This is a genomic window from Candidatus Paceibacterota bacterium, assembly GCA_035452965.1.
GTDB lineage: Bacteria > Verrucomicrobiota > Verrucomicrobiia > Limisphaerales > UBA8199 > UBA8199.
Map to the genome: position 1 here is coordinate 54856 of DAOTCE010000011.1, position 23934 is coordinate 78789.

Annotated in this window: 23 protein-coding genes; 16 read left to right on the forward strand and 7 right to left on the reverse strand. The window is 62.1% G+C overall.

All coding sequences use genetic code 11. The annotated features are described in order from the left end of the window. Positions 1-136 precede the first annotated feature (136 nt). From cysK to P5205_10980, 11 genes are all read left to right on the forward strand, one after another. Positions 137-1024 (forward strand): cysteine synthase A, encoded by an 888-nt coding sequence (gene cysK, locus P5205_10930; GenBank protein HSA10870.1) that lies wholly within the window; start codon positions 137-139, stop codon positions 1022-1024. A gap of 96 nt (positions 1025-1120) precedes the next feature. Further along, a complete protein-coding gene (locus P5205_10935) occupies positions 1121-1459 on the forward strand; it encodes a YbjQ family protein (GenBank protein ID HSA10871.1) in 339 nt (112 codons plus the stop codon). A 105-nt stretch (positions 1460-1564) separates the two neighbouring features. Further along, the gene (locus tag P5205_10940) at positions 1565-2314 is read left to right on the forward strand and encodes a YebC/PmpR family DNA-binding transcriptional regulator (GenBank protein HSA10872.1); all 750 of its coding nucleotides are present in this window, start codon (positions 1565-1567) and stop codon (positions 2312-2314) included. Between the two features lie 85 nt (positions 2315-2399). Then, a complete protein-coding gene (locus P5205_10945; GenBank protein ID HSA10873.1) occupies positions 2400-5162 on the forward strand; it encodes an MMPL family transporter in 2763 nt (920 codons plus the stop codon). Positions 5163-5467: 305 nt separating this feature from the next. After that, positions 5468-6871, forward strand: coding sequence for a hypothetical protein (locus tag P5205_10950; GenBank protein ID HSA10874.1), 1404 nt, complete (start codon positions 5468-5470; stop codon positions 6869-6871). Positions 6872-6947: 76 nt separating this feature from the next. Further along, positions 6948-7685: an ABC transporter permease gene (locus P5205_10955; GenBank protein HSA10875.1), complete on the forward strand. Its 738-nt coding sequence runs from the start codon at positions 6948-6950 to the stop codon at positions 7683-7685. An 11-nt stretch (positions 7686-7696) separates the two neighbouring features. Then, entirely contained in the window at positions 7697-8440 is a 744-nt protein-coding gene (locus tag P5205_10960; protein ID HSA10876.1) for an ATP-binding cassette domain-containing protein, read from the forward strand. A gap of 30 nt (positions 8441-8470) precedes the next feature. Further along, complete coding sequence (locus P5205_10965) at positions 8471-9454, forward strand: MlaD family protein (GenBank protein ID HSA10877.1); 984 nt, start codon at positions 8471-8473, stop codon at positions 9452-9454. Between the two features lie 41 nt (positions 9455-9495). Further along, the gene (locus tag P5205_10970; GenBank protein ID HSA10878.1) at positions 9496-10173 is read left to right on the forward strand and encodes a hypothetical protein; all 678 of its coding nucleotides are present in this window, start codon (positions 9496-9498) and stop codon (positions 10171-10173) included. 13 nt (positions 10174-10186) lie between these two features. Then, complete coding sequence (locus P5205_10975; GenBank protein HSA10879.1) at positions 10187-10720, forward strand: hypothetical protein; 534 nt, start codon at positions 10187-10189, stop codon at positions 10718-10720. Between the two features lie 96 nt (positions 10721-10816). Beyond that, positions 10817-11371, forward strand: coding sequence for a methylated-DNA--[protein]-cysteine S-methyltransferase (locus P5205_10980; GenBank protein ID HSA10880.1), 555 nt, complete (start codon positions 10817-10819; stop codon positions 11369-11371). 21 nt (positions 11372-11392) lie between these two features. On the opposite strand, the gene P5205_10985 is transcribed toward P5205_10980, so the two are convergent. Then, on the reverse strand, positions 11393-12757 hold the full coding sequence (locus P5205_10985) for an MFS transporter (protein HSA10881.1): 1365 nt from the start codon (positions 12755-12757) through the stop codon (positions 11393-11395). Positions 12758-13065: 308 nt separating this feature from the next. Between P5205_10985 and P5205_10990 the strand changes: the two genes are divergently transcribed. Then, positions 13066-14529 carry a glycosyl hydrolase family 57 gene (locus tag P5205_10990; protein ID HSA10882.1) on the forward strand — a complete coding sequence of 488 codons (1464 nt, stop codon included), beginning with the start codon at positions 13066-13068 and terminating at the stop codon, positions 14527-14529. Positions 14530-14624: 95 nt separating this feature from the next. Here P5205_10990 and P5205_10995 read toward each other — a convergent pair whose 3' ends face one another. Then, entirely contained in the window at positions 14625-15647 is a 1023-nt protein-coding gene (locus tag P5205_10995) for an L-threonylcarbamoyladenylate synthase (protein ID HSA10883.1), read from the reverse strand. A 416-nt stretch (positions 15648-16063) separates the two neighbouring features. On the opposite strand from P5205_10995, the gene P5205_11000 reads away from it, so the two are divergent. From P5205_11000 to lipA, 4 genes are all read left to right on the forward strand, one after another. After that, positions 16064-17206 carry a DUF2961 domain-containing protein gene (locus tag P5205_11000; GenBank protein ID HSA10884.1) on the forward strand — a complete coding sequence of 381 codons (1143 nt, stop codon included), beginning with the start codon at positions 16064-16066 and terminating at the stop codon, positions 17204-17206. A gap of 144 nt (positions 17207-17350) precedes the next feature. Further along, positions 17351-18286 (forward strand): sugar phosphate isomerase/epimerase family protein, encoded by a 936-nt coding sequence (locus P5205_11005; GenBank protein HSA10885.1) that lies wholly within the window; start codon positions 17351-17353, stop codon positions 18284-18286. Positions 18287-18434: 148 nt separating this feature from the next. After that, positions 18435-18689 (forward strand): glutaredoxin family protein, encoded by a 255-nt coding sequence (locus tag P5205_11010; GenBank protein ID HSA10886.1) that lies wholly within the window; start codon positions 18435-18437, stop codon positions 18687-18689. Between the two features lie 9 nt (positions 18690-18698). Further along, a complete protein-coding gene (gene lipA, locus P5205_11015) occupies positions 18699-19610 on the forward strand; it encodes a lipoyl synthase (protein HSA10887.1) in 912 nt (303 codons plus the stop codon). Here lipA and P5205_11020 read toward each other — a convergent pair. The 5 genes from P5205_11020 to P5205_11040 form a co-directional block, all read right to left on the reverse strand. After that, positions 19602-20219, reverse strand: a complete 618-nt coding sequence (locus tag P5205_11020) for a hypothetical protein (protein ID HSA10888.1) — start codon at positions 20217-20219, stop codon at positions 19602-19604. The genes lipA and P5205_11020 overlap by 9 nt on opposite strands. Before the next feature lie 50 nt (positions 20220-20269). Continuing rightward, on the reverse strand, positions 20270-20914 hold the full coding sequence (locus tag P5205_11025) for a bifunctional 4-hydroxy-2-oxoglutarate aldolase/2-dehydro-3-deoxy-phosphogluconate aldolase (protein HSA10889.1): 645 nt from the start codon (positions 20912-20914) through the stop codon (positions 20270-20272). Between the two features lie 10 nt (positions 20915-20924). Beyond that, positions 20925-22220, reverse strand: coding sequence for a (Fe-S)-binding protein (locus tag P5205_11030; GenBank protein ID HSA10890.1), 1296 nt, complete (start codon positions 22218-22220; stop codon positions 20925-20927). Positions 22221-22337: 117 nt separating this feature from the next. After that, the gene (locus tag P5205_11035; protein HSA10891.1) at positions 22338-23720 is read right to left on the reverse strand and encodes an FAD-linked oxidase C-terminal domain-containing protein; all 1383 of its coding nucleotides are present in this window, start codon (positions 23718-23720) and stop codon (positions 22338-22340) included. A 41-nt stretch (positions 23721-23761) separates the two neighbouring features. Next, positions 23762-23914, reverse strand: a complete 153-nt coding sequence (locus P5205_11040) for a hypothetical protein (protein HSA10892.1) — start codon at positions 23912-23914, stop codon at positions 23762-23764. Between the last annotated feature and the right edge of the window lie 20 nt (positions 23915-23934).

Consider the following 23934-nt stretch of genomic DNA (forward strand, 5'->3'; position numbering starts at 1 on the left):
CTTGGGATTTCACTCCAGCCTGCATCAGCCCCCCAAAGGAAGCACCCTGGATAACAAAGCGGCCTGGCCGGGGCAGGAACCGCTTGCTTCAGGCTTGCTCCATTCGCGTCAAACGCCAAGAATCCTGCGCGCGTACATGCTCACAGACAACATTCTCGATTTGATTGGCCGCACACCGCTGATTCGCCTCAAGAGCGAGTCCATCTTCGCCAAGGCGGAGTTTCTCAACCCCGGCGGCAGCATCAAGGACCGCGTCGCGCTGGCCATGATCGAAGGCGCCGAGCGCGATCGTCGGCTGCGGCCCGATTCGATCATCGTCGAACCCACGTCCGGCAACACGGGCATCGGCATTGCGTTGGTTGGCTGCCTCAAGGGCTACACCGTCCGCATCGTGATGCCTGAGAACATGAGTGAGGAACGGAAGAAGCTCACCCGCAGCCTGGGCGCCGAACTGGTGCTCACCCCCGCCGAAGCCAGCCTTGGCGGCGCGATCGAGCGCGTACGGGAGATGCAGGCCCGGGACCCGCGGGTGTTCGTGCCCCAACAGTTCGAAAACCCGGACAATCCGCGCGTGCATTACGAAGAGACCGCGCACGAGCTGTGGCGGCAGATGAACGGCGACGTGGCGGCGTTCGTGGCTGGCGTAGGCAGCGGCGGCACATTGCAGGGCGTCGGCAAATTCCTGCGCGAGCACAAGCCGGGCATCCGCATCGTGGCGGTGGAACCCCGTAACGTGTCCGCCTTGCTGGGCCACGAACCCGGGCTGCACCAGATCCAGGGCATCGGGGACGGCTTTGTGCCCGCGGTGCTCGATGTGAAGCTGGTGGACGAGGTGATCGAGGTAACCGACGAGGATGCCATCGAAACGACGCGGGCGCTGGGGCGCGATCACGGCCTGCTGGTGGGCATCTCCTCCGGCGCGAACGTGTGGGCGGCGCGGCAGCTGGCCCGGCGCATCACCGGCAACATTGCCACCGTGCTCCCCGATCGCGCGGAACGCTATTTCAGCACCGCGCTGATGTAACCGGCCTTGGATTGCCGGGCCGGCCTGTGAGACGGGCGGCGGCCGGGAAGAATTAGCTTCTGCCGGGAGGGGAAGTGGTGTTCAATTTCCACGGTTATGAGCCAAACACATCCGCTTACGACGACAACATTTGAATTGCCCGGCTACCGGCTGGTCAAATCGTTCGGTGTGGTGCGCGGCATTGTCGTGCGCTCGCGCTCCATCATCGGCAACATGGGCGCGCACCTGCAAAGCCTGGTTGGCGGAAATATCTCAATCTACACGACGCTGTGCGAACGGACCCGCGAGGATGCGTTCAATCAGATGATCAGCCACGCGGGAGCGCTAGGCGCCAACGCCGTCGTCGGGGTCCGCTATGATGCGACGGAGATCGGGCCGGGCATTACGGAAGTGCTGTGCTACGGCACAGCGGTGTATGTGGAAGGAGCGGCATAGTTGAGTGTAAGTTGATGGCAATCTGAGTGGATGGTTGATGGAGCCGAATCAGGCAGGTCCTGGTTCCAGCGCCCTCAACTCTCAACTCTCATCGAACGTCTAAACATGGCTGGACATAGCAAATGGGCGAAGGTTAAGCATTTCAAAGGCGCGCTGGACGCCAAGCGGGGAAAGATCTTCTCCAAGCTGAGCAAGGAGATCACCATCGCCGCCAAGATCGGCGGCGGCGACCCGGACTTGAACCCGCGGCTGCGCATGGTGCTGCTCAAGTGCCGCGCCGCCAACATGCCGAGCGATAACATCGAGCGGGCGGTCAAGAAAGGCACCGGCGGCGGCGAGGCGGCCAACTTCGAAGACCTGACCTACGAGATTTACGGGCCGCACGGCGTGGCCGTGCTGGTCGAGGTCAGCACCGACAACCGCAACCGCTCAGCCTCCGAGATCCGCAGCCTGGTCACCAAAAACGGCGGCAGCATCGCAACGCAAGGCGCGGTCAGCCGGCTGTTCCGTCGCAAAGGGCAGATCATCGTCCCGCGTGACGCCGCCAGCGAGGACGAGTTGATGGAAGTGGCGCTGGAAGCGGGCGCCGAGGATTTCAAGGCGGAGCCGCAGGGCTACGAAATCATCACCGACCCGTCACACTTCGAGGCGGTCCACAAGCAAATCGAGGCCAAGCACATCAAAGCCGATCTGGCCGCGGTCACGGAACTGCCCACCGTCACCGTGCCGCTGCCAGACGAGCGGGCAGTGGCCGCCATCAACAAGTTGATCGAAGCGCTGGAGGACCACGATGACGTGAAAGAAATCTACTCGAATGCAGAGCTGCCGGACGATGCCCCTAAAGCCGGCGGGTGAAACCCACCCGCGCAAGGGAGCCCCAGTGGCCAATCCGCGTGCCGCAGGCCCAAGCATCATGGCGCCCTAGAGTACGATTGCGCCCATGCAGATCAAACCGCTCAGCACGAACAGCCTCATGGCGCGGTCTCTGGCGTGGCTGGCGGGCATGGTGATCCGTCACCGAAGGCTGTTCTCCTATCCGCCGGTGGCGCTGTTCGTTGTCAGCATCCTCATTACAGTCAAGTATCCGGGAATTGAGTTTAGCACGAGCCGCAACGATCTGGTGGGGGCCAATAAGAAGTACCACCAGAATTTTCTGCGCCTCAAGAAGGAGTTCCCGACGCAGGACGACCTGGTCGTCCTGGTCGAGAGCGAGGACACGGAGAAGAACCGCCAGTTTGTTGAGCGCCTTGGAGCCAAGCTCGAAGCGGAAACCAACCTGTTTCACGACGTCTTCTACAAGGGCGACCTTAAGATGCTCGGCGCCAAGGCGCTGCTATTCGTGCCCGACAGTGATTTGGCCGAATTGAGCCGGACCCTGAAGGACTTCCGGCCGTTCATCGCGCGATTCACCACCACGACGAATCTTGATTCACTCTTCAAACTGATCTGCACCCAGTTTCGGACCGCGAAACAGGAGGCCAACGCCGCCAACGAATCGCTTATCAATGCTCTGCCGGCGCTGGAACGCATCATCACCCAGGCCACCGCCAGCCTGCGCCGGCCGGGCATCCCGCCTTCGCCGGGCGTCACCGCCCTCTTTGACCCGGGAGAGGAGGCGCAGCAGCAGATGTACATCACCTTCGCCCAGGGGCGCATCTACCTGGTAACGGCCCAGGCGCCGGTCGAAGAACTGAACGGTGCGGCCGTAATGCGGTTGCGGGAACTGGTGGCTGAAACCAAACTCGAAGTGCCAGGCCTCAACGTGGGGCTGACCGGAGAGCCGGTCCTGGAGATGGACGAAATGGCGCAGTCGCAGAAGGACACCATGGCGGCCAGCATTGTGTCCCTGGTGCTCTGCGCGCTGATCTTCATTTATGGCTATCAGGAGACCGGGAGACCAGTGAAGGCGACGTTCTGTCTGGTTATCGGCCTGGGCTACACACTGGCCTTCGCAACGCTGGTCATCGGCCACCTGAATATCCTGACCATCACCTTCCTGCCCATCCTGATCGGCCTGGCCATTGATTATGGTGTGCACCTCATCTCCCGCTACGAAGAAGAGCTGCGGCACGGCCACAGCGAAGAGGTTGCTTTGACCAAGGCTATGGCGTTCACCGGTCAGGGAATTCTGACCGGCGGGCTGACCACAGCCGGCGGGTTCCTGGCGATGGGCTTGACCAACTTTAAAGGCATTCAGGAAATGGGTATCATCTGTGGCGGCGGCCTGATCATCTGCCTGGTGCCGATGATGACTCTCCTGCCGGTGCTGCTGTTGCGCGGCCGGCAGAACATGGTGGACCACGAACTAGGCGATGCTGCCGACAAGCGAGCGCGCATCGAAAACCTCTGGCTCCAACGGCCGGCATTGACCGCCGGAATCACCCTCGCTTTGTGCGCGGCAGCCGCGACCCAAATCTTCAAAGTTCACTTTGACTACAACCTTCTTCACATGCAGAGCAAGGGATTGGCGGCGGTGGAATATGAAAAAGCGCTCATCAATGCGACTCCCAAATCCGTCCTGTTCGGAGCCGTTATTGCCACCAATCTCCAGCAGGCCAGTGCGTTTGAACAGCAGCTTACCAACCTCCCGGCCGTTGCGAGCGTAGACTCCATCACCGGTTTCCTGCGCGAGGATCAGACTCGGAAACTGGCGATTGTGGGCGAGATCAAGCGCGAGCTTGCCTCCCTGCGCTTCGCGGAGCCCGACCCCCAGCCGGTGGATCTCCAGGAACTGAGCGCCACGCTCTACTCACTGGGGGGTTATCTTGGCGCCGCGCTGGATGAGGTGCAGAAGGAGGCCCCCGAGTTGGTGCCGCAATTCCAATCCCTGCGCGCGGCCATCGAGCAAGCGCGCAAGGAAATGTTGCGCGGCGACACCAACCAACTGGAGGCAAGCTCCTTAAAGCTGGCGGCATTCCAGCGCAGCCTGTTCAACGATATCCGTGACACCTTCCAGGCCTTGCGCACCCAGGACGACCGCGCCCCGTTGAGCGTGGGGGACTTGCCGCAGGCGTTGCGCAACCGGTTTATCGGCGTCACAGGCAAGTACCTGCTGATGGTGTATCCCAGGGGAGACATCTGGAACCGCCAGGTGCAAAAGGTGTTTATCGAACAGGTTGGGAAAGTTGACCCCAATGTTACAGGCACTCCCGTCCAGCTCTTTCACTATACCGCCCTGCTGAAGGACAGTTACCAGCAAGCAGCGTGGTACTCGCTGGCCGCCATCACGGTTCTGGTCTTTATTCACTTTCGCAACTTGCCCTGCGTAGGTCTCGCGCTCGTGCCAGTGGCGATCGGGGCTCTTTGGCTGGGCGGTTTGATGGGATGGCTCGGTGTGCCACTTAACCCGGCCAACATTATGACCCTTCCCCTGGTCATCGGCATCGGGGTGACCAACGGCATCCACATCCTGAATCGCTTTGCCGAAGAGCAGACCCCGAGCATCCTTGCGCGGAGCACCGGCAAAGCAGTGTTGGTCTCCGGATTGACCTCCATGGCAGGCTTCGGGAGCTTGATGCTGGCCCGTCATCAGGGCATTTATAGCCTGGGGTGCGTGATGACTACGGGTCTGGCGACCTGCATGATTGCGGGGCTGACGTTCCTGCCGGCGTTGCTCAATCTCCTGAGGCGTCTGCGGTTGCTTACAGAACAACCCAGTGCCGACAATGCACGATCGACACTGGGTCGGGAGGAACCGAGGTAACGACCTCAAGTCTGCTGCAATTGTTCAGAAAGGCGCCCGGTTGTCAATCCTAATCTTGAGCAAATTCTGGAGCAAACAGCGCCCTCCAAACCCTTCTATTCTTGCGGCCTCTGGCAAAGTCCTTGACGGCAAGACCATCTCCTTTACGCTCCGCTTGCCCTGCAATGAGACGTGTCACTAAACCGGTTCCTGCCCCGCGCGTAGCGCGGTGCAAGTGGTTCGTCTCCATGCGATCCGGTGGCGGAGCACTTGTGGTCTTGTTTTGGCTCGGCCTGGCAATTGGCACACCTCCGCTTTCTGCGGGGATGGATTCGTTGAACGCCGGCTTCCTGTTTGACGAGTTCAACCTGACACTTGGCCCTGGGCACCGGACCGAAGCCGCGGGCCCGTTCTTCTATTCGGAACAGAAGGAAACGCGGCGTATTTGGGCCGTGCCCCCGGCGCTCTCTTACACACGCGATCCGGACACAGAATCCAGGGAGTTCGACTTCCTTTACCCAGTGATGACCTATGACCGCTACGGCGAGCAATACCGCTGGCAGTTTTTTCAGCTTTTAAGCCTGGCGGGCGGCCCCACGCAACAGGAGAACGCCCGGAACCGCTTCACCCTGTTCCCCGTGTATTTCCAACAACGTTCCTCAGACCCGACTCAGAACTACACCGCGGTCTTTCCGTTCTACGGCCACCTCAAGAACCGGCTCTTCCGGAACGAGATCTTCTTCACCATGTTCCCCCTCTACAGCCAGACGCGAAAGAAGGACGTGGTGACGGACAATTACCTGGTGCCTATCTTTCATCTGCGCCATGGCGAAGGGCTGCGCGGCTGGCAGGTGTGGCCGCTGATCGGCAGCGAGCACAAGGAAGTCACGACTCGGACCAACGGATTCAACGAGGTCTTCACCGTTGGCGGGCACGACAGTTTTTTCACGCTTTGGCCGCTCTTCTTCAACACCCGGAAAGAGATCGGCACCACAAACGAGCAATGGCTGCAAGCATCAATTCCCTTGTATAGCCTGGCGCGCTCGCCCCAACGGGATGCGAGCACTGTCATCTGGCCCTTCTTCAGGCACGTGGAGGACCGGGAAAAGAAATACCGCGAATGGGACGCGCCGTGGCCGCTCATCGTATTCGCGCGCGGCGAAGGAAAGACCACTACGCGCGTCTGGCCGTTCTTCAGCCGGGCGCACAATGCGAAGCTGGAAAGCGATTTCTACTTGTGGCCCATCTACAAGCGCAACCGCGCGCACTCGCCACCCCTTGACAGCGAGCGCACCCGTGTCTGCTTCTTCCTCTATTCCGATCGGAAAGAGCGGAACACCGAGACGAAGGCGTTCCGCCGGCGGGTTGACTTCTGGCCGTTCTACACCCATCGCCGCGATTTCCACGGCAACCGCCGGTTGCAGGTCCTGGCCCCGCTCGAACCATTCCTGCCGACGAGCAAGAGCATCGAGCGTGATTACTCGCCGCTCTGGTCAGTCTGGCGCGCTGAAGCAGACGCCAGGACGGGCGCCCGCAGCCAATCATTGCTCTGGAACCTCTATCGGCACGAGGCGACGACTGACGCTAGAAAGTGCTCGCTTCTCTTTGGGCTCTTCCAGTATCAATCCAACCCGGAAGGCAAACGTATGCGACTATTCTATGTTCCGTTCCACCGGACGAAGGAGCCCGCGCGCGGGACGGATGATGCCGCGCGGGCAAAGGCCGGGTAGAGAGGGTGTGCTAACGGCGTCTAGTCGCACCCCCCCCTGATCCCCTTGCCTTGTTTTGTGATCTAACGGCTGCAGTATGTTTCAAAATATCGGAGAGATGGTAGTGCTGTTCTGGCGCACGCTGGTGGCGCTGCCGCTGACCTGGCGCCAGCGCAATAAGGTGTTCGACCAGTTCTTCGAAATTGGCAACGCCAGCCTGCTCATGGTTTGCATCCTTTCCTTCTTTATTGGGGGGGTCATCGCCTTGCAGACCGGTCCGCTGCTGGTCGAACGTGGCCTGGGCAGCTACGTCGGGGGGATCGTCGGCTATGCCATTGCCAAGGAACTGGCGCCCGTGATGATGGCAATCCTGATCGCCGGCCGGATCGGCTCGGCCATGGCAGCCGAAATCGGCTCCATGCGCGTTTACCAGGAAATTGATGCGCTCCGCACAATGAACATCAACCCCATCCACTACTTGGTGCTGCCGCGTCTCACCGCCATCGCCGTCGCCCTGCCGCTGCTGGTGACCATGGCAATCCTCGTCGGCTGGCTGGGTGGGGTGGTGGTGTGCTCTGCCAACGACCGGATTGCCGTCTCGTCCGAGTCGTTCTTCAATGCGCTGCGCTCCGCGGTGGCGTTGAAAGACGTGGCCAACGGCGTCTTCAAAAGCTTCATGTTTGCCTTGATCATCGGGGTTGTGTCCTGCCATCAGGGATTAATTACCCGGGGCGGACCGCGCGGCATCGGCCGCTCGGTCACCAAGGCGGTCGTCAACTCAATCGTGTTGATTGTAATCTCCGACTATCTCCTGACCCGGGTCCTCCTTCACTGATGAACAGTGCTTTGTCGCATCAAGTTGGCGTCGGCATCCAGGTGCGCGGTTTGCGCAAGTCGTTTGACGGCCAGGAGGTGCTGCACGGCCTGGATTTCGAGGTGCAACCGGGGGAGGTCTTCGTTATCATGGGGCCCAGCGGCAGCGGCAAAACCGTCCTCCTCAAACATCTGATCGGTCTGGAGGAGCCCGATGCCGGGGAAATCCTCATCGAGGGCCAGCCTATTCAATCGCCCGAGGTCATGAGCCGCTACCGCATGGCGATGGTGTTTCAATCCAGCGCTCTGCTCAATTCGCTGAGCGTGGGGGAAAATGTTGGCCTTTACCTTTCCGAGCACCGGCTGCAGCCGCCGGCGGAAATCGAGCGCATTGTTGCCGAGAAACTCGAGGTCGTAGGCTTGAAGGGCGCCGAACAGAAGATGCCCAGCGAACTCTCCGGCGGCATGAAGAAGCGCGTCGCCATTGCCCGCGCCCTGGTCATCGAGCCACAACTGATTTTGTATGATGAGCCCACCAGCGAGCTCGACCCGCTTTCGGCGGTGGTCATCGCCGAGGAAATTGTCCAGCTCAATAACCGAATCCAGGTTACTTCGCTGGTCGTTTCCCATGACCGGGATCTCGCCTTTGGAGTCGCCGATCGCATCGCCGTCATCAACCAGGGCCGGATACTGACCATCGGCACTCCTGACGAGGTGAAGCAGCACGGAGATCCGCTGGTACAGCAATTCCTCCAAGCCAATTTCAAGCGCCTTTAATCCCTTTTAAAACCATAGAAAGCAAAGCATATGAAAAACTCGTTGGAAACCCGTCTCGGCTTCTTTGTCGCCCTGGCCGTGCTGGCGTTTGCGATCATCCTCGAACGAGTGGGCAGCCTGGAGATGTTCGAGCGCGGCAAGCAGGTAAACGCCCTGTTCGCCAATATCCAGGACCTCAAGGTCGGCGACCGCGTCAAGATGGCCGGGGTTGAGGTCGGGCGTGTCCAGGGAATCGAGCTCACGAACAACCGCGTATGGGTAAAAATGAAGCTCCGCCCCGTCGCCGAGGTCAAGACCGACAGCACGGCCACCATCAAGTTCACCGGCTTAATGGGACAGAACTTTGTTTCTATTGACTTCGGCACGCCGCGCGGCGAACCGCTCCGGGAGGATCAGTACATCAACACCGCCGAGCAGGCCGACCTCAGCGCCATGATGCAGAAGATTGACAAGGTCGCTGAGGGCGTTGAAAACGTCACCAGGAGCTTTACCGGATTCAAGATTGACACGCTGGTCGGCCCGCTGAGGGATTTCGTCACGGCCAACAAAGACCCTCTCACAGCGACCATTTCCAACATGCAGGCGATCTCCTTCGACCTCTCCTCCCAGATTTCGCAAGGCAAAGGCACCCTGGGGAAACTCGTCAAGGATGAGGCGCTCTATTACTCCGCCCTCTCGACCGTCAGCAACCTCCAGGACACGGCAACCGAAATCAAGGCGACGGTAGCCGACGCGCGCAAAATCGTTGACCAGGTCAACTCCGGCCAGGGCACCGTCGGGAAGCTCCTGAAGGAGGACACGCTCTATCGTGAAACGACCGAATCCATGACCAACCTAAAGGAGATTCTGCAGAAGGTCAACCAGGGCCAGGGCACAGTCGGCAAACTCGTCAACGACCAGGAATTCTACAAGAACGCGAAGCTGACCTTGCAGAAGCTCGACACGACCACCGAGAGCCTGGAGGACCAGGGGCCGCTGAGCGTTCTGGGCCTGGCCGTTGGCACCCTGTTCTGAGCTTGCTTTACACCCGCCGCCGCGCGGCATAGATTAGCGCCATGCCTTCGGATTACGATGCAACGGAGTTTGTGGACGGCGATTTTGAAACGCACAAATCGTCCCAATCCGGGGCTTTCGGCAGCACGGGGCCGTCGCCTCGCGCTCCGACGCGCGAAGAGGTGGACTCACGTGTCGCCGATGCCCAGCGGCGGCTCGCCGAGCTGAGACGCGAACAGGAGGAGCTGGAACGGCAACGGGCTGCCCTGGAAGACACGCGGCGCCGCCAAATGGAATTTCAGACGGGGCGGGAGGAAATGCTCCAGAATCTCACGCGAGGGCTGGGATTGCTCGAAGAGGCGGAGTTCAGCGCGCGGCGCGAAGCCGAACAACTGACCAAGGCACTGGATGATCTGCGCGACGCCCTGGCCAAGGTGCAGGCGATTAACGAAGAAACCTGGACCAAGGATAGCTTCGGCATGGAATTGACACGGGCTTTGACCACCCTGGAAAACGCGCGCATGGAATGGAATGCGGCGCTCCTGAAATTCCCGGTGCTATCCGGCCAGGGCCCAGCGGGCGGCGCAACCGGCCCGGGAATCCCGGCAGCGGTGCCGTCCCTCCTGGGGGCGCACACGTTCGGCGCGCTCTGCCGGATTGGCCTGGCGCTGACCTGGCCGCTGGCCGCAGTCGCCCTGCTCGCTCTGGCTGCGTTGCTGGTCGCGCTGATGCGACAATGAACCGGCGGCCGTCATGGCGTGGCTAAGAAAAAAGCCGGACCCGATTTCCGATCGCGCGCGGGCTCTCAACGACGAGATAGCCAGGCTCGAATCCCAGATCAAGGAACTGGACGCCCAGGTGCAGCGCGACCACTCCCAGCCGCGCCTGCGTTCCACCGCCTTGCCCCACGGGAGCACGGTCAGCCACATCGAACCCGAGCCGTTGAGCTCCTCCACACCTGAGGCCCAGGAGCCGATCTTCGAAGAAGTGGATCAGGACATATTACAGGCCCACGGCGAGGCCGCCACCACTCCCGAACACTATAATGAATTGGGGGTGCGCAAGTACGACCTGCCCGCGCTGTTGCGTCGTATTCGAGGACACTTTCGCGGGCCCTCCACTACCAATCCAAAGCTCGTGAGCTACCTCGCGGCAGGCGGGATCCAGGGACTTCGGCCGCTGCGCTATGAGAAGCGCGTGGCTCGCAACCGTTTTATCTTCTTCGCGGTCATCCTGTTCCTGGCCTTGCTGGGCACCTTGTGGGTTTTCCTCAAGGGGCACCGCTAAGCAGCCCGAGGCCTTTATTCCCAAGTCAGCCCCGCCTGCGGGCGGCGACCTCGGTTGATTTCCAACATCCGCACGCTATGTTGGTTCCTGATAGATATGGCGACTAAGACTTATATTGAAGCACGCACTTGTGGAATACGGATTCCAACTCCCGAAGGCGAGTTCATGGCCCATTACTCCGGGAAAGGCCTGTGCGGCCTGAATTTCCCATCGAATGCGAGCCGGCGGAGCAAGAGTCCGCACACAACGCGGGTGCCGGCGCTGGTCCGCCGCTGGCACTCGGTGTCCAGCCGGGCACTCAAGCTGGCGCTGACCGGCCAGCCCCCAAGAAAGCTGCCACCGCTGGATCTGTCCGCCGGCACTGACTTTCAACAGCAGGTATGGCGAGCCTTGCGCCGGATCGGCTGGGGTCGAACGTGGAGCTACGCACAAGTAGCGCGGGCCATCGGCAACCCGGAAGCAAGTCGCGCGGTAGGCCGCGCCTGCGGCGCCAATCCTATTCCGGTCTTTGTGCCCTGCCACCGCGTTTTGGCGGCGGATCACAGCCTGGGTGGATTCTCGGGCGGGCTGAGTTGGAAACGCGCGCTGCTGCGGCGCGAGGGCGTCGGGCGGTTTGACCCCAAGCCGGGGTCCAACCGCAGAAGCCTGTAGCGTTCGCCGCTCCGCCTTCCGCTAGCCGCTGGCCTGGCGAGTCCCTCCGGATGGCGCGGTTGCTTTTGGTCCGTGGCTGATTTTGCCTCGAATCGTAAGCATCAGCAAACCGCCGATGAATCCGAAAGGCGCCATGAAATAGAAGTAATTGCCGAGGCTTCGGTCAAGCAAGTTGCCCAGAACGTAACCAGCCAGGCTCCCGCCGAAGTACTGGAACGAGTCAATCAACCCCAACGCAAACCCTGCCATCCGCCGCCCGCCGATGTCCATCGGCGCGGCCGATCCCAGGATCGAGTGGGTGGAATTGGCGGTGAATGAAATAAGGACCAGGAACAGGATGGCGGCGTTGGTGCTGTGGAATTGGGCCGCCAGGAGAATTATAATCGTCTCCACGAAGTAGAGTATTGCGGCGACGGGCGCGCGCCTCCCTTTGAATAGCGTGTCCGAAACGTAACCGGCGATCAGCGAGCCGGCCGATGCCACAAAGGGAATCAGGAACGCGAGAAACTGGAACCGAATCGAGCGCAGATCCACGTTGTAGAGATCCTGCATGTAGCGGGGAAACCACTGGTCCACGGCTTGCCGAACCGCCCCGGTGCAGGCGTAGGCGCAGGCGGTGATCCATACCGCCGGGTTGCTCACGATGGCCCGGATCACCTGCGAGAATTGGGCCGTGACTCCCATGTCCCCGGAACTGCTCTCGTCTCGAATGACTCCCTGGAAGCCGGCCTCTTCCGGCGTTTCCTTTACTGTCAGCGCCATCCCGACGGCAACGAGCGCACAAATCACCGAGGGGGTCCAGAACAACCAACGCCAATGCAAGGGCGGCACGTTGATCAACCCGAGAATGCAAAAGCCAGCCAGCAGCGCCGGACCGAGCGTAAAGATGCCCAACCGGCCCAGGTTGATCATGAAGCCGAAAATGCCCGAAAAGCGCCCCCGCTCACGGTGCGCGAACCAGGCCGTATTGATCTTCACCATGCCCGGCGCGCCGAAGGCTTGCAGGTAGCCGTCCACTCCCCGTATCGCGATGAACAGACCCAGCATCCCCGCGAATGAGGCCGCGCCGAACAGGATGTTCATCACGATTGTCCCGGCCGCGCCGACCAGCATGGCCCGCTTGCCTCCGATGCGATCGGTGAGCAGCCCGTTGATGATCTGGCCGCAGGCATAAGCGAAGAGGGACGTCGTGATAATGTAGCCCATATCGCCCCGGCTAAACCCATACTCCTCACTGATTGACTTATTCGCAATCGAGAGGTTGTAGCGGCACATGTAGAACGAGGTGTACAACAGGCCGAGAAATCCCCAGTTCAACCCGCGCCGCGCGCGGAAGCCCGGCGGGTATTGCATGCGCGAAAAGGTAGAAGCAGCAGGTTGGCTCATAAGACGTTCAGGCGGCGGCCTTGCGGCGCGCGCTGGCGTGGCAGCCTTTCCGGCAGAAGCTCAGACCCCGGTTCATGCAGCATGAATCGTGTCTCGGCCGATGGTTGCGGCATTGCAAGCCCACAACGACCGTCAGGCAGTTCCCGACTGGCAACAGAATCATACAGGTTTGCGCGTGAGCGCCTGCCAAATGTCAGACGCGAGGCCCAGCTAACCAGAGCGGGCAGGCGAGGTCAAAAGGTTTTCGTCCGCAGGTTGACTAACGCCGCCTTTTCACAGACGTTACCACCTTATAAGCAGGAAAACCTATGAGTGATTTGCCGGAATACGTTGGCAGCCTCCCGAACGTCTGCGGCGCAGAAGGCCAGGTGCAAGCGGCCCTGCGCGCCAGCCGCGCGCGTCAGATCTTCAGAGCGGAGAATTGGATTGACTTTAACCGCGTCAACAGCGCGTTTGCCCTCGCGCTGCACATGCACCAGCCGCTCATCCCGGCCGGCGGCCCCAGCCTCGCCACCGCCGAAATCATCAGCAACCTCAGGCACATGAGGGACAACCCGGGCATCGGCGACAACCACAACGCCTCCGTCTTCCACTGGTGTTACAAACGCATGGGCGAGTTCATCCCCCAGTTGGCGGACGAAGGCAAACAGCCGCGGGTGATGCTCGAATACTCCGGCACCCTCCTGCACGGCCTGCGCCAGATGGGGCTCCATGACGTGTTCGACAACCTCAAGCGCATCACCTGCGACCACCGCTACCGGAACGCCGTGGAATGGCTCGGCGCCCCGTGGGGCCACGCGGTGGCGCCCTCCACGCCAGTGCAGGATTACCGTCTGCATGTCCTGGCCTGGCAACACCACTTCGCGGCCATATTCGGCTTCGAGGCGCTGGGCCGCGTGCGCGGCTTCTCCCCGGCGGAAATGGCCCTGCCCAATCACCCGGACACGGCCTACGAGTTCGTAAAGACGCTCAAGGACTGCGGCTACCAGTGGGTCCTGGTCCAGGAACACACCGTCGAGCGCCCCGACTCCGGTCACGGACCCGAGCGCAAACACCTGCCCCACCGCCTGATCTGTCGCAATTCCCGCGGACAGGAAGCCGCTATCGTTGCCATCATCAAGACCCAGGGCAGCGACACCAAGCTGGTCGCCCAAATGCAGCCCTACTACGAGGCCAAGGGACTCCCACGCTGGGAACTCGCCGGCCGACAGGTCCCCCCGCTGGTAACGCAAATCGCCGACGGGGAGAACGGCGGCGTGATGATGAACGAATTCCCGCCCAAGTATCTGGAAGTCATCCGCGAATGCTCCGGATCGAACACACCCGCCATGAATGTCACCGAATACCTGGAGCACATCTTCGCGCTGGGCGTGAAGGAGGAGGACCTGCCCGTCGTGCAGCCGATCTGCCAGAAGCGCATCTGGGACCGGTTCAAGCCGGGCGAGGGCGCCGAGCGCCTCGGGCAGATCATCAAGCAACTCAAGCAGGAGGATCACCGCTTTCACATGGAGGGCGGCAGTTGGACGAACAATATTTCCTGGGTGCGGGGCTACGAATCGCTGCTCAGTTCGATGGAAAAAGGCAGTTCGCTCTTCTACGAAAAGGTGCTCAAGCCCGGTCTGCCCACCAGCGACGGCCGCTTCCGCAACGCCCTGTTCCACCTGCTCTGCTCCCAAACCAGTTGTTACCGCTATTGGGGCCATGGCATATGGACCGATTACGGCCGTGAAATCTGCCGCCGCCTGGAGGCGATCCTGACGCACGATTTCTGAGCCATTGGGAATTGCGCCAGAAGCCTGTTGCGAAGTGGCCACCCTCCGCGACGCTCCGCACCCGGCGATGACCAGGCCCGCACGCCCCGGCGAAATCAGGCCGCCGCCCGCCGCAACCGATCCGCAATCGCGTGCCATTCCGGGCCATCCGGCAGCGCCTCTACCACGATCAACTCGGCCCCCTCTTCGTCGCATCGGTGCAGCACCGCATAGATTGCCCGCGCAAATGCCGTCGCATCGTGCGGAATCACTGACACCTTGCCAAACCCAGCCGCTGAAGGAACCCGCGTGTGGACAATCACGTGGATGTTCGCCTTTGCGACTCTGCTCCTTGCGCTGCGGGCTTCCAGTTCCGCCTCACCCTCCCATGACCACACCACCAGCCTTGCCTTGGGCGAGTAATGCGTCCTCAGCAAGCCGGGACTCCTCAATACTTCCGAATTCTTGTTCCCTCTGACAGCCAGTCGCCCGGACACCGCCAGCAGCGCCTGCTCATGGATCATGCCTGGCCGCAGCAACCGCGGCGGCGAATCGGAGATATCCAACACAGTGGACTCGATGCCGACTTGCGCCGCACCTCCGTCCACGATCAGCCCGATCCTGTCACCCATCGCCTTGCGCACATGCTCAGCGGTGGTGGGCGAAACCCGGTTCGATGGATTCGCGCTGGGCGCCGCCAGCGGGAAGCCGCACTCCTGAATCACGGCCTGGATAAAGGGATGGCTCGGCCAGCGCACCCCCACCGTCGGTCCTCCCGCGGTGATGATACTGGGAATATCCTTCGCCCGCGGCAGCACTAACGTCAGCGGCCCGGGCCAAAATGCCTCTCCCAGCTTGCCCGCCAGCGCCGGCCACGCCGCCACACAACGCCGCGCCATCTCAAGGCTCGCGACATGCACGATGATGGGATTGTGCGCCGGGCGCCCTTTGACCTGGAATATGCGCTCCACCGCACTCGCGTTCCATGCGTTCGCCGCCAGCCCGTAAACCGTCTCAGTCGGGAGCGCGACCACCTCCCCGGCGCGCAGCAACTCCACTGCCCGCCGCAACGCGGCCCGGAACAACTCCGGCGTATGCGTCGGCATAACTTCCGCATTGGCAAGCGGTTTCTTGTCCACGGCTCGAATTTGCCCGCCAAAACACCCAATGCACACCAAAATCTCAGAGATTCAGGCCTTACACCCGAGATGCACCCCCTGCCCACACTTGCTATAACCATCTGAATTTGATGGACTTGCACCAAACCCACCAGCCAATCCAGGCTGCCTCGGAGAGAAAGCAAGTCCCGGCGCCCCAGGGAGTCTCACCGTATACTCCCAGTATCCACACCGTATCCACACCGTGGATACAGCCTTGACATCCCGTGGGCTTACGGACCTGACGTTTCCGGCCACTGCGCGGTCGGGGACCCCCGTCCAATCCGGGCTTGCGCCGCGGCTGAGCGTAAACTAGAAATGAACCGTCATTCCCGTGGGGAGCACACTGCTCCCGCGGGCAGTTGGTTGATTTACCAGTCCAGTTACGAAACTATGATATGAGAAACCTTCGTTCCCTACTCACCGTGATTCCTGTTGCAGTCGCGTGCTGCCTTGCGAACTCCAATGCCGCGGATGGCGAGTTCAGCGGCCTCGATTCCAGCCTTGGCAACCTCTACCGCCTCTCCAAGGCCCAATCACGTTCCATCAGCCCGGAAAACTTCACGGGAGAGAAGGGCAAGGCCGGCATGGCCACCGAAGGCACCGGCAAAGGCGCGGCGCGCGACCTGGGGCAGGGCTGGAAGGTCTCCCCGTCAGTCCGCATCAAGGCCAAGACCACCTTCACCCTGGGCGAAATCAAAGGCCCCGGCTGCATCCAGCAGATCTGGATGACGCCCACCGGCAATTGGCGGCGGTCCATCATCCGATTTTACTGGGACGGCGAGGACCACCCTTCGGTCGAGTGCCCTGTGGGCGATTTCTTCGCCTGCGGCTGGGGCAAGTATTGCCAGATCAACTCCCTGGCGGTGTGTGTCAACCCCGGCAGCGCCTTCAACTGCTACTGGCAGATGCCCTTCCGCAAGAAGGCCCGCATCACCATGGAAAACACGGACGACAAGGATATGGTCCTCTACTACCAGGTCAACTACACGCTGGCCAACGTGCCCAAGGACGCCGCCTACTTCCATGCGCAGTTCCGCCGCGAAACGCCGCTCAAGCAAAAGGGCCTCTACACCATCCTGGAGGGCGTTGAAGGCCAGGGCCAGTACGTTGGCACCTACCTCGCCTGGGAGGTCCACAGCCCTGGCTGGTGGGGCGAGGGCGAGATCAAGTTCTTCATGGATGGCGACAAGAAGTTCCCGACTATTTGCGGCACCGGCACGGAGGATTATTTCTGCGGCTCCTATAACTTCGAAAACCGCGAGACAAAGAAATACCAGGTATTCTCGACCCCCTACACCGGCCTCGCCCAGGTCCTCCCGCCGGACAAGGCCTACGAAGTGGGCCAGCAGTTCGGCCTCTACCGCTGGCACATCCCCGACCCGGTGCGCTTTGAAAAGGACCTCAAGGTCACCATCCAGGCGCTGGGCTGGCAGGAGGGCGGCCGCTATCTCCAGTTGGAGGACAATATCGCCTCCGTTGCTTATTGGTACCAGGACGAACCTCACGCGCGGTTCCCGCAACTCCCGGCAGGACTGTAAGATCGCTGTTACTGTGGTGTTGGATTTCCGCACCGCTGCGAAACCAGCCAACACCACATGCTGCAACTATCGCCTGAACGCTCCACAATCTCTATAGACCAAGTTGTTATGCACACCTCGACTTTACTTTCGCGACGTCACTTCATGAAAACCACCGGCCTCGCCCTGTCGGCCGCGCTGCTTCCCACCGCCGACCCGCTGCTGGCCGCGGGAAAGAAGAAATGGCCGGTCGGCTGCCGCGATGCCCACCTCAAAGCCGCCGGCATGCCCGACAGTTGGTCCTGCATGAAAGCTCTCGGCGCGAAATGCGCCGAGGTCAACGTCGGACTGGATCTCACCTGCGGCAGCTTGTTCCATCCGCAGCGCAACTACACCCTGGCCACCCCCGACGGCATCCAAATGCTTAAGGAAGACCTTGCCGCCAGCGGCTGCCGCATCAGCGCCTTTATGATGGCCAACCGCTTCGACGAGCGACTCGAAGAGGAATTGGATTGCGCCCGCCGCCTCGTCCCAGCCGCCCAACAGCTCGGCGTCAACGTCATTCGCATTGACGTCGTGCCCCGCAAGCTCGACGGCGACCAGTTCCTGCCCTTCGCCGTGGGCGCCTGCAAACGCCTCTGCGCCATCGCCGAAGATACGCCCATCCGCTACGGCATCGAGAACCACGGCAAGATCACCAACGACCCGCGCTTTCTGGACCGCCTCTTCGACGGCGTCGGCTCCGACAAGCTTGGCCTGACCCTCGACTGCGCCAACTTCTACTGGTGGGGCCATCCGGTGGAGGACCTCTATCCCATCTACAAGCAGTTCGCCCCGCGCGCCTTCCACACCCACTGCAAAAGCATCCGCTACCCCGCCGACAAGAGGAATGTGCGGCGTGAAATGGGCTGGGAATACGGCAAATACTGCTGCCCCATCTACGAAGGCGACCTGGACTTCAAACGCATCGTCAAGATCCTCCGCCGGGCCAATTACCAGGGCGACCTCTGCATCGAGAACGAGTCCCTCGGCAGATTCCCGGAGAACCAGCGCGCCGATGTCCTGCGCAAGGAAATCGCGATGCTCAAAAAGCTGGCGTAGCCCGGACAACCCGAGCGTAATCGGCGGCGGCCCGACACGGACGGCCACGCCTGGGCGGCAAATCGCGGCCCCCCCCCCCGCCGCCGTTCCAGCGCGGCTTGCCGCAGCGCACTCCGCAATTGAAAAACGGCCCGACTTCAGCCACAATATGAGCGTGAAATCAAAACGCGTCCGGCTTTTCGTCAAACCCTACTGCGGGTGGTGCCACAAAGCCGAACGCTGGCTCGACGAAAAGGGAGTGGACTACGAGCGGGTGGATGTGATTGCCGATGAGGCCGCTTACGACGAGATGATCCAGCTCTCCGGACAGGACCTGGCGCCGGTATTAGACGTGGGCGGCAAGATCCTGGCCGATTTCGGCCCCGACCAATTGGCCGCCTTCTGGAAGAAGCTGGAGCATTAGATGCCCGGATTGACGCCCGCCGCAACCACGCCACGCCCGCGACTTCCAAAGTGGCTGCGCACACGCCTGCCCACCACCGACAGCTTTGCCCACACCCGCGCCCTGCTGGAAGAACTCAAGCTCCACACCGTCTGCCAGAGCGCCGCCTGCCCGAACCACTGGGAATGCTGGAGCAAAGGCACCGCCACCTTCATGATCGGCGGCAACCGCTGCACCCGGGCCTGTGGTTTCTGCGCCGTCACCACCGCCAAACCCTTCGCCCTGGATGCCGACGAGCCGTCCCGCGTAGCCGTGGCCACCCAACGCCTGAAACTCAGGCACGTTGTCATTACCGCGGTGGCGCGCGACGATCTCCCGGACGGCGGCGCGGACCATTTCCGGCGCACGATCGAGGCGGTGCGCGCGCTAAACCCGCGCGCAATTGTCGAGGTGCTCACCCCGGACTTCAACGCGCGCGCGGCGGCCATTGACGCCGTGCTGGCCGCCCGCCCGCACATCTTCAATCACAACCTCGAAACCGTGCGCCGGCTCACGCCAACGGTCCGTTCGCGGGCGACCTACGACCGTTCGCTCAGCGTCCTGCAGCAGGTGAAGGAAAAGACCGGCGGAACCCTCTACACCAAGTCCGGTCTTATGCTGGGTTTGGGCGAGACGGAGGAAGAACTGTTCACCGCCCTGGGGGATTTGCGGCGTGTTGGCTGCGACCTGCTGACGCTTGGCCAGTACCTCCAGCCAACGCTCAATAACCTGCCGGTGGTGCGGTTCATAACGCCGGAGAAGTTCGCCGAATACGGCTCGCGCGCCCGGCAAATGGGTTTCCTCCACGTCGCCAGCGCGCCGATGGTGCGCAGTTCCTACCACGCGGATGAGGTCAGCCTGCCGCTGCCAACCGACGCTTCCACGTCGTCGGCGCTACTGTAACTCCTTGGTGCGGAGGAAGATCCTCACGCCCCAGACGACCACTGCGATCAGCAGCGCCAGCGCAAGCAGCGTCACTACCGTCTTCAACGTTCGCGCCTGCCGAAAGACCTCGCTGGTCCGCTGCTTCTCGGACTGCATGAACAGGGCGAACTCCTTGTCGAGGGAGAGAACCGTTTCCACATCGTCTCGCAGCTTCAAGGTGAGCCAGGGAGACGACGGCCCACGCCATGCGGCTGGCAGCTTCTCCAGCGCCTCCGCATCCGCCCGGGCCAGGCCGCAGTGATTCCAAAACGGGGCCTGCTCTTGCGTCCAGACACGCAGCAGCCCATGGTTGGTTGCCACGGAATGCACCCGGTCCCACAGCATTGGCCGCAGTTGCTCAGCCAGGGCAAAGTCGGCGAAGGCCTCGCTGTGAATGAGGCCCTGGCGCTCGGCGATCTGCAGGCCCAGCGTGCCGAGCACCTTGCCGTCCGCGTCCTCGGCCACCTGGAACTCGGTCACCCGCCGGCCCAGGTCTCCGGATGGGTAGTGCATGGACTTCCAAAGGACCGTCAACTGGCCAATGTCATCCAGCGTCGCGCGCCGCACGCGGTAGTTCAACGAACTCACGCCGTCGAGTCTATGAATCAGACGGCTGCCTTCAATGCCGAAAAACTGGCCTAACGCGCCTGGCTGGCGGCATTAACAAAGGCCGTGGCCCGGCGGGTCAGTTCCGGCCAGTCCGCTCCTTGCAGGATTCTGGTGGAGACCAGCGCCGAACCGACGCCCAGCGCGGCGCATCCGGCCTTCAGGAACTCGGCGACGTTCTGCACGTCCACCCCGCCCGTGGGCACGATGCGCAGATGCGGCAGCGGCGCGCGGAGGGCTTTGATGTAGCCCGGGCCCAAGGTGTCTGCCGGGAAGATTTTGATGAAATCCGCGCCCGCCTCGTGGGCCAATTGCGCTTCGGTGGGCGTGTAAGCGCCGATCATGATGGGGCAGCCGCCCGCGTGAGCTGCGGGCACCAACTCCGTTCGACAAATGGGCGTGACCACAAACTCCGCGCCCGCCGCAATCGCCGCCCGGCACGTATCCACGTCCAGCACGGTGCCTACCCCCACCACGGCCCGCTCCCCTGCCCTCGCGCGCGCCTCGCGGATCGCCGCGAGCGCGTTGGGCGTGGTCATGGTGATTTCGATGGCCTTAACGCCGCCCGCCAAGAGGGCCTCCACTAGCGGCGACACTTGCGCCGACTCCTTAGCGCGCACGATGGCAATGATGCCGGGATTGGTGAGCAACGAAATAATCTCTGGTCTGGCTTGCATCGTCTTTAGGTTATCGGCGGTAGGCTTCGGCGAGCAGCGTCACCGGGTGCACGACACGCACCTGCAACCCTTTCTGCTTCACACCGTTGATGAGCTGGAGGAGGCAGCCTGAGTTGCCGTTGGCCACGATGGCGGCGCCCGTGGACTGGATATGCTTAAGCTTGCGGTCCAGGAGCTGGTTGGCCATCTCCGGCTGCACGATGTTGTAGATGCCGGCGCTGCCGCAGCACCACGTGCTCTCCGGCAACTCAACCAGCTTCAGATTCGGGATCACGCCCAGCAACTGGCGCGGCTGAGCGGTAACCTTCTGACCGTGCGCCAGGTGACAGGACTCGTGGTAGGTTACCACCTGCGGTGGAGCCTGGCGGGCGGGCGGCTGGATGCCGATCTCCATGAGCCACTCGTGGATGTCCTTGACCTTCTTGTCCCACAAGATCGCCCGGTCGCGGTAAGACGGGTCGTCAGCGAGCAGCTTGTGGTAGTGCTTCATGTGGGACCCGCAGCCGCCGGCATTGCTGATAATCGCGTCGAATTGCTCCGGCGGGAACTGTTGGATTTGCTTGCGCGCGAGCTCCTGGGCCATGCCCCACTCGCCGTTATGGGCGTGCAACGAGCCGCAGCAGAGCTGCCTGGGCGGCGTGACCACCTCGCAGCCGTTGTGTGCGAGCACCTCCACCGTGTCCCGGTTGATGTCGCTGAAGATCAGGTCCTGGGCGCAGCCGGTGAGCATGGCCACGCGATACTTCTTCCGGCCGACGGCGGGGGTCAGCGGGGCAATCAAATCGGCGGAGAACCTGGGCTGGATGTCTGGAGTGAAGGCCTCCAATTCGCGCAGGCGCCTGGGCAGAAGCCTCAACGCCCCGCTGCGGCGCACGAGCGTTTGCAGCCCAAGCTGTTGGTAGAGCCGCAGCACCCGGCCCACCAGCCGCAAGTGGCCCAGGTCCATGAACAGCCAGCGAATGGCGAAGGCGCGGATGAGGTTGCGCCTGGGCGACTTGAGCACGCCGCTGCACTCGGCTTCCGCGCGGGCATGCTCGAACAACTCGGCATAGTTGACGCCCGCCGGGCACGCCGTCATGCAGGCCAGGCAGCCGAGACAGAAGTACATCTCGTCAGCGAAAGTGCGGGTAACGTCCAGCCGCCCATCGGCAATCGCGCGCATGAGCGAGATGCGCCCGCGCGGGCTGTGGCGCTCGATCTTGGTCGCGTCGTAGGTCGGGCACGTGGCCAGACATAGACCGCAGTGCATGCATTGCTGCACGACTGAATAATCGAGGCCCTTGAGATGAGAGAAGGGGGCAATCATTCGCGCCAGCCTCCTGGAGTGCGCCCGTCCTCTGCCGCTTTGGATGCGGCACACAACGGAAAACGGCAGCCGGCTGCCGCGCTCCGGTACTCTGCGGGGAGAAGCGTGGCAGGCATGTCAGTCGAACATCTTTCCCGGGTTCAGAATGCCCTTCGGATCCAAGGCGCGCCGCAGCTCGCGCATCACCCGCATTTGGGCGTCGCCGGCGAACTTCGGCAGGAATGACTTCTTGGACACGCCGATGCCATGCTCACCGGTGATGGTGCCCCCCAGCCGAATCGCCTCCGTGAAGATCTCTTTGAATGCCTCTTCCACGCGGTGCATTTCGTCGCGGTTGCGCTCGTCAGTGAGGAAAGTTGGATGCAGGTTGCCGTCGCCCATGTGCCCGAAGGTTCCGATGCGCAGCTTGTGCTTGTCGGCGACCGTGGCGACGAACCGAATCATCCTGGCCAGCTCGCTGCGCGGCACAGTGGCGTCCTCGAGAATCGTCGTGGGTGCGACGCGGGCCAGGGCCGAAAAGGCGCTACGCCGCGCAGTGGCCAGCTTCGTCGCCTCAGCATCGTCCCTGGCGACGCGGACTTCAACCGCCCCGTTCTTCCGGGCAATGCTTTCCATCTTCGCGGCTTCTTCGGCCACGGGGCCCGGGTGCCCGTCGGTTTCCATGAGCAGGAGCGCCTCGCAGTCGAGCGGCAGGCCGACCTTGGCAAAGTCTTCAACGCAATGGATGGTGGTGCGGTCGAGAAACTCCAGCGTGCAGGGGATGACCTGCGCCGCGATAATGTCCGAAACGGTCTGGGCGGCCTGGTCCATCCGGGCGAACGTGGCGACCAGCGTCTTCTTGGCAGCGGGCTTGGGGATGAGCTTCAGGAGCACCTTGGTGATGATGCCGAGCGTGCCTTCCGAGCCGATGAACAGGTCGCGCAACGAATAACCGGCCACATCCTTGACGCATTTGTTCCCGGTCCAAAGCACCTCGCCGTCCGGCAGCACAACCTCCAGCCCCATGACGTAGTTGCGGGTGACGCCGTACTTGAGGCCGCGCAATCCGCCGGAGTTCTCGGCCACATTGCCACCGATGGTGGAGATCTTCATCGAGCCCGGGTCGGGCGGGTAAAACAGGCCGGCGGCGTCCGCGGCGTTGGCGATCGCCTGCGTGGTGGCGCCAGCCTCCACCTGCAGGGTCAGGTTGGCGCGGTCCAAATCCAGAATCCTGTCCATCTTGGCCAGGCAAAGGACGATGCAATCCGCGCTGGGGAGGCTGCCGCCGCTCAGGCCCGTGCCCGAACCGCGTGTTACGACTGCGGTTCCTGCCTGCGTGGCCAGTTTCAATACGCCGACAACCTGCTCCGTGGTCCTGGCAAACACGACACATCCCGGCATCTGTTGCAGCGCGGCGGTGCCATCAAATGAATACGGGATCAGGTCTTCCTTTTCCGTCAGGAGATTGTCCGCGCCCAGCAGGCTGCGCAGGTCGGAGAGTGTATTTGGCCCGATTGACATAAAAGTTCGCCAGTGCAGGATGTTCGAGCAGGACGGTGGGGTCAAGAAAAGGAGCGGCGCACCCGCAGGATTACGCCAGCCGCACCATCACTCAAGAACGCGGCCTTCTGGCAGCCAAAGAGGTCTTGAATCGTCGCCTCCTGCCATTTCTGCCGCTTCTGCCAAACCGCATTGCCTTCTGCGGGAGAATGCATTATCACAGCCCAGCATCATG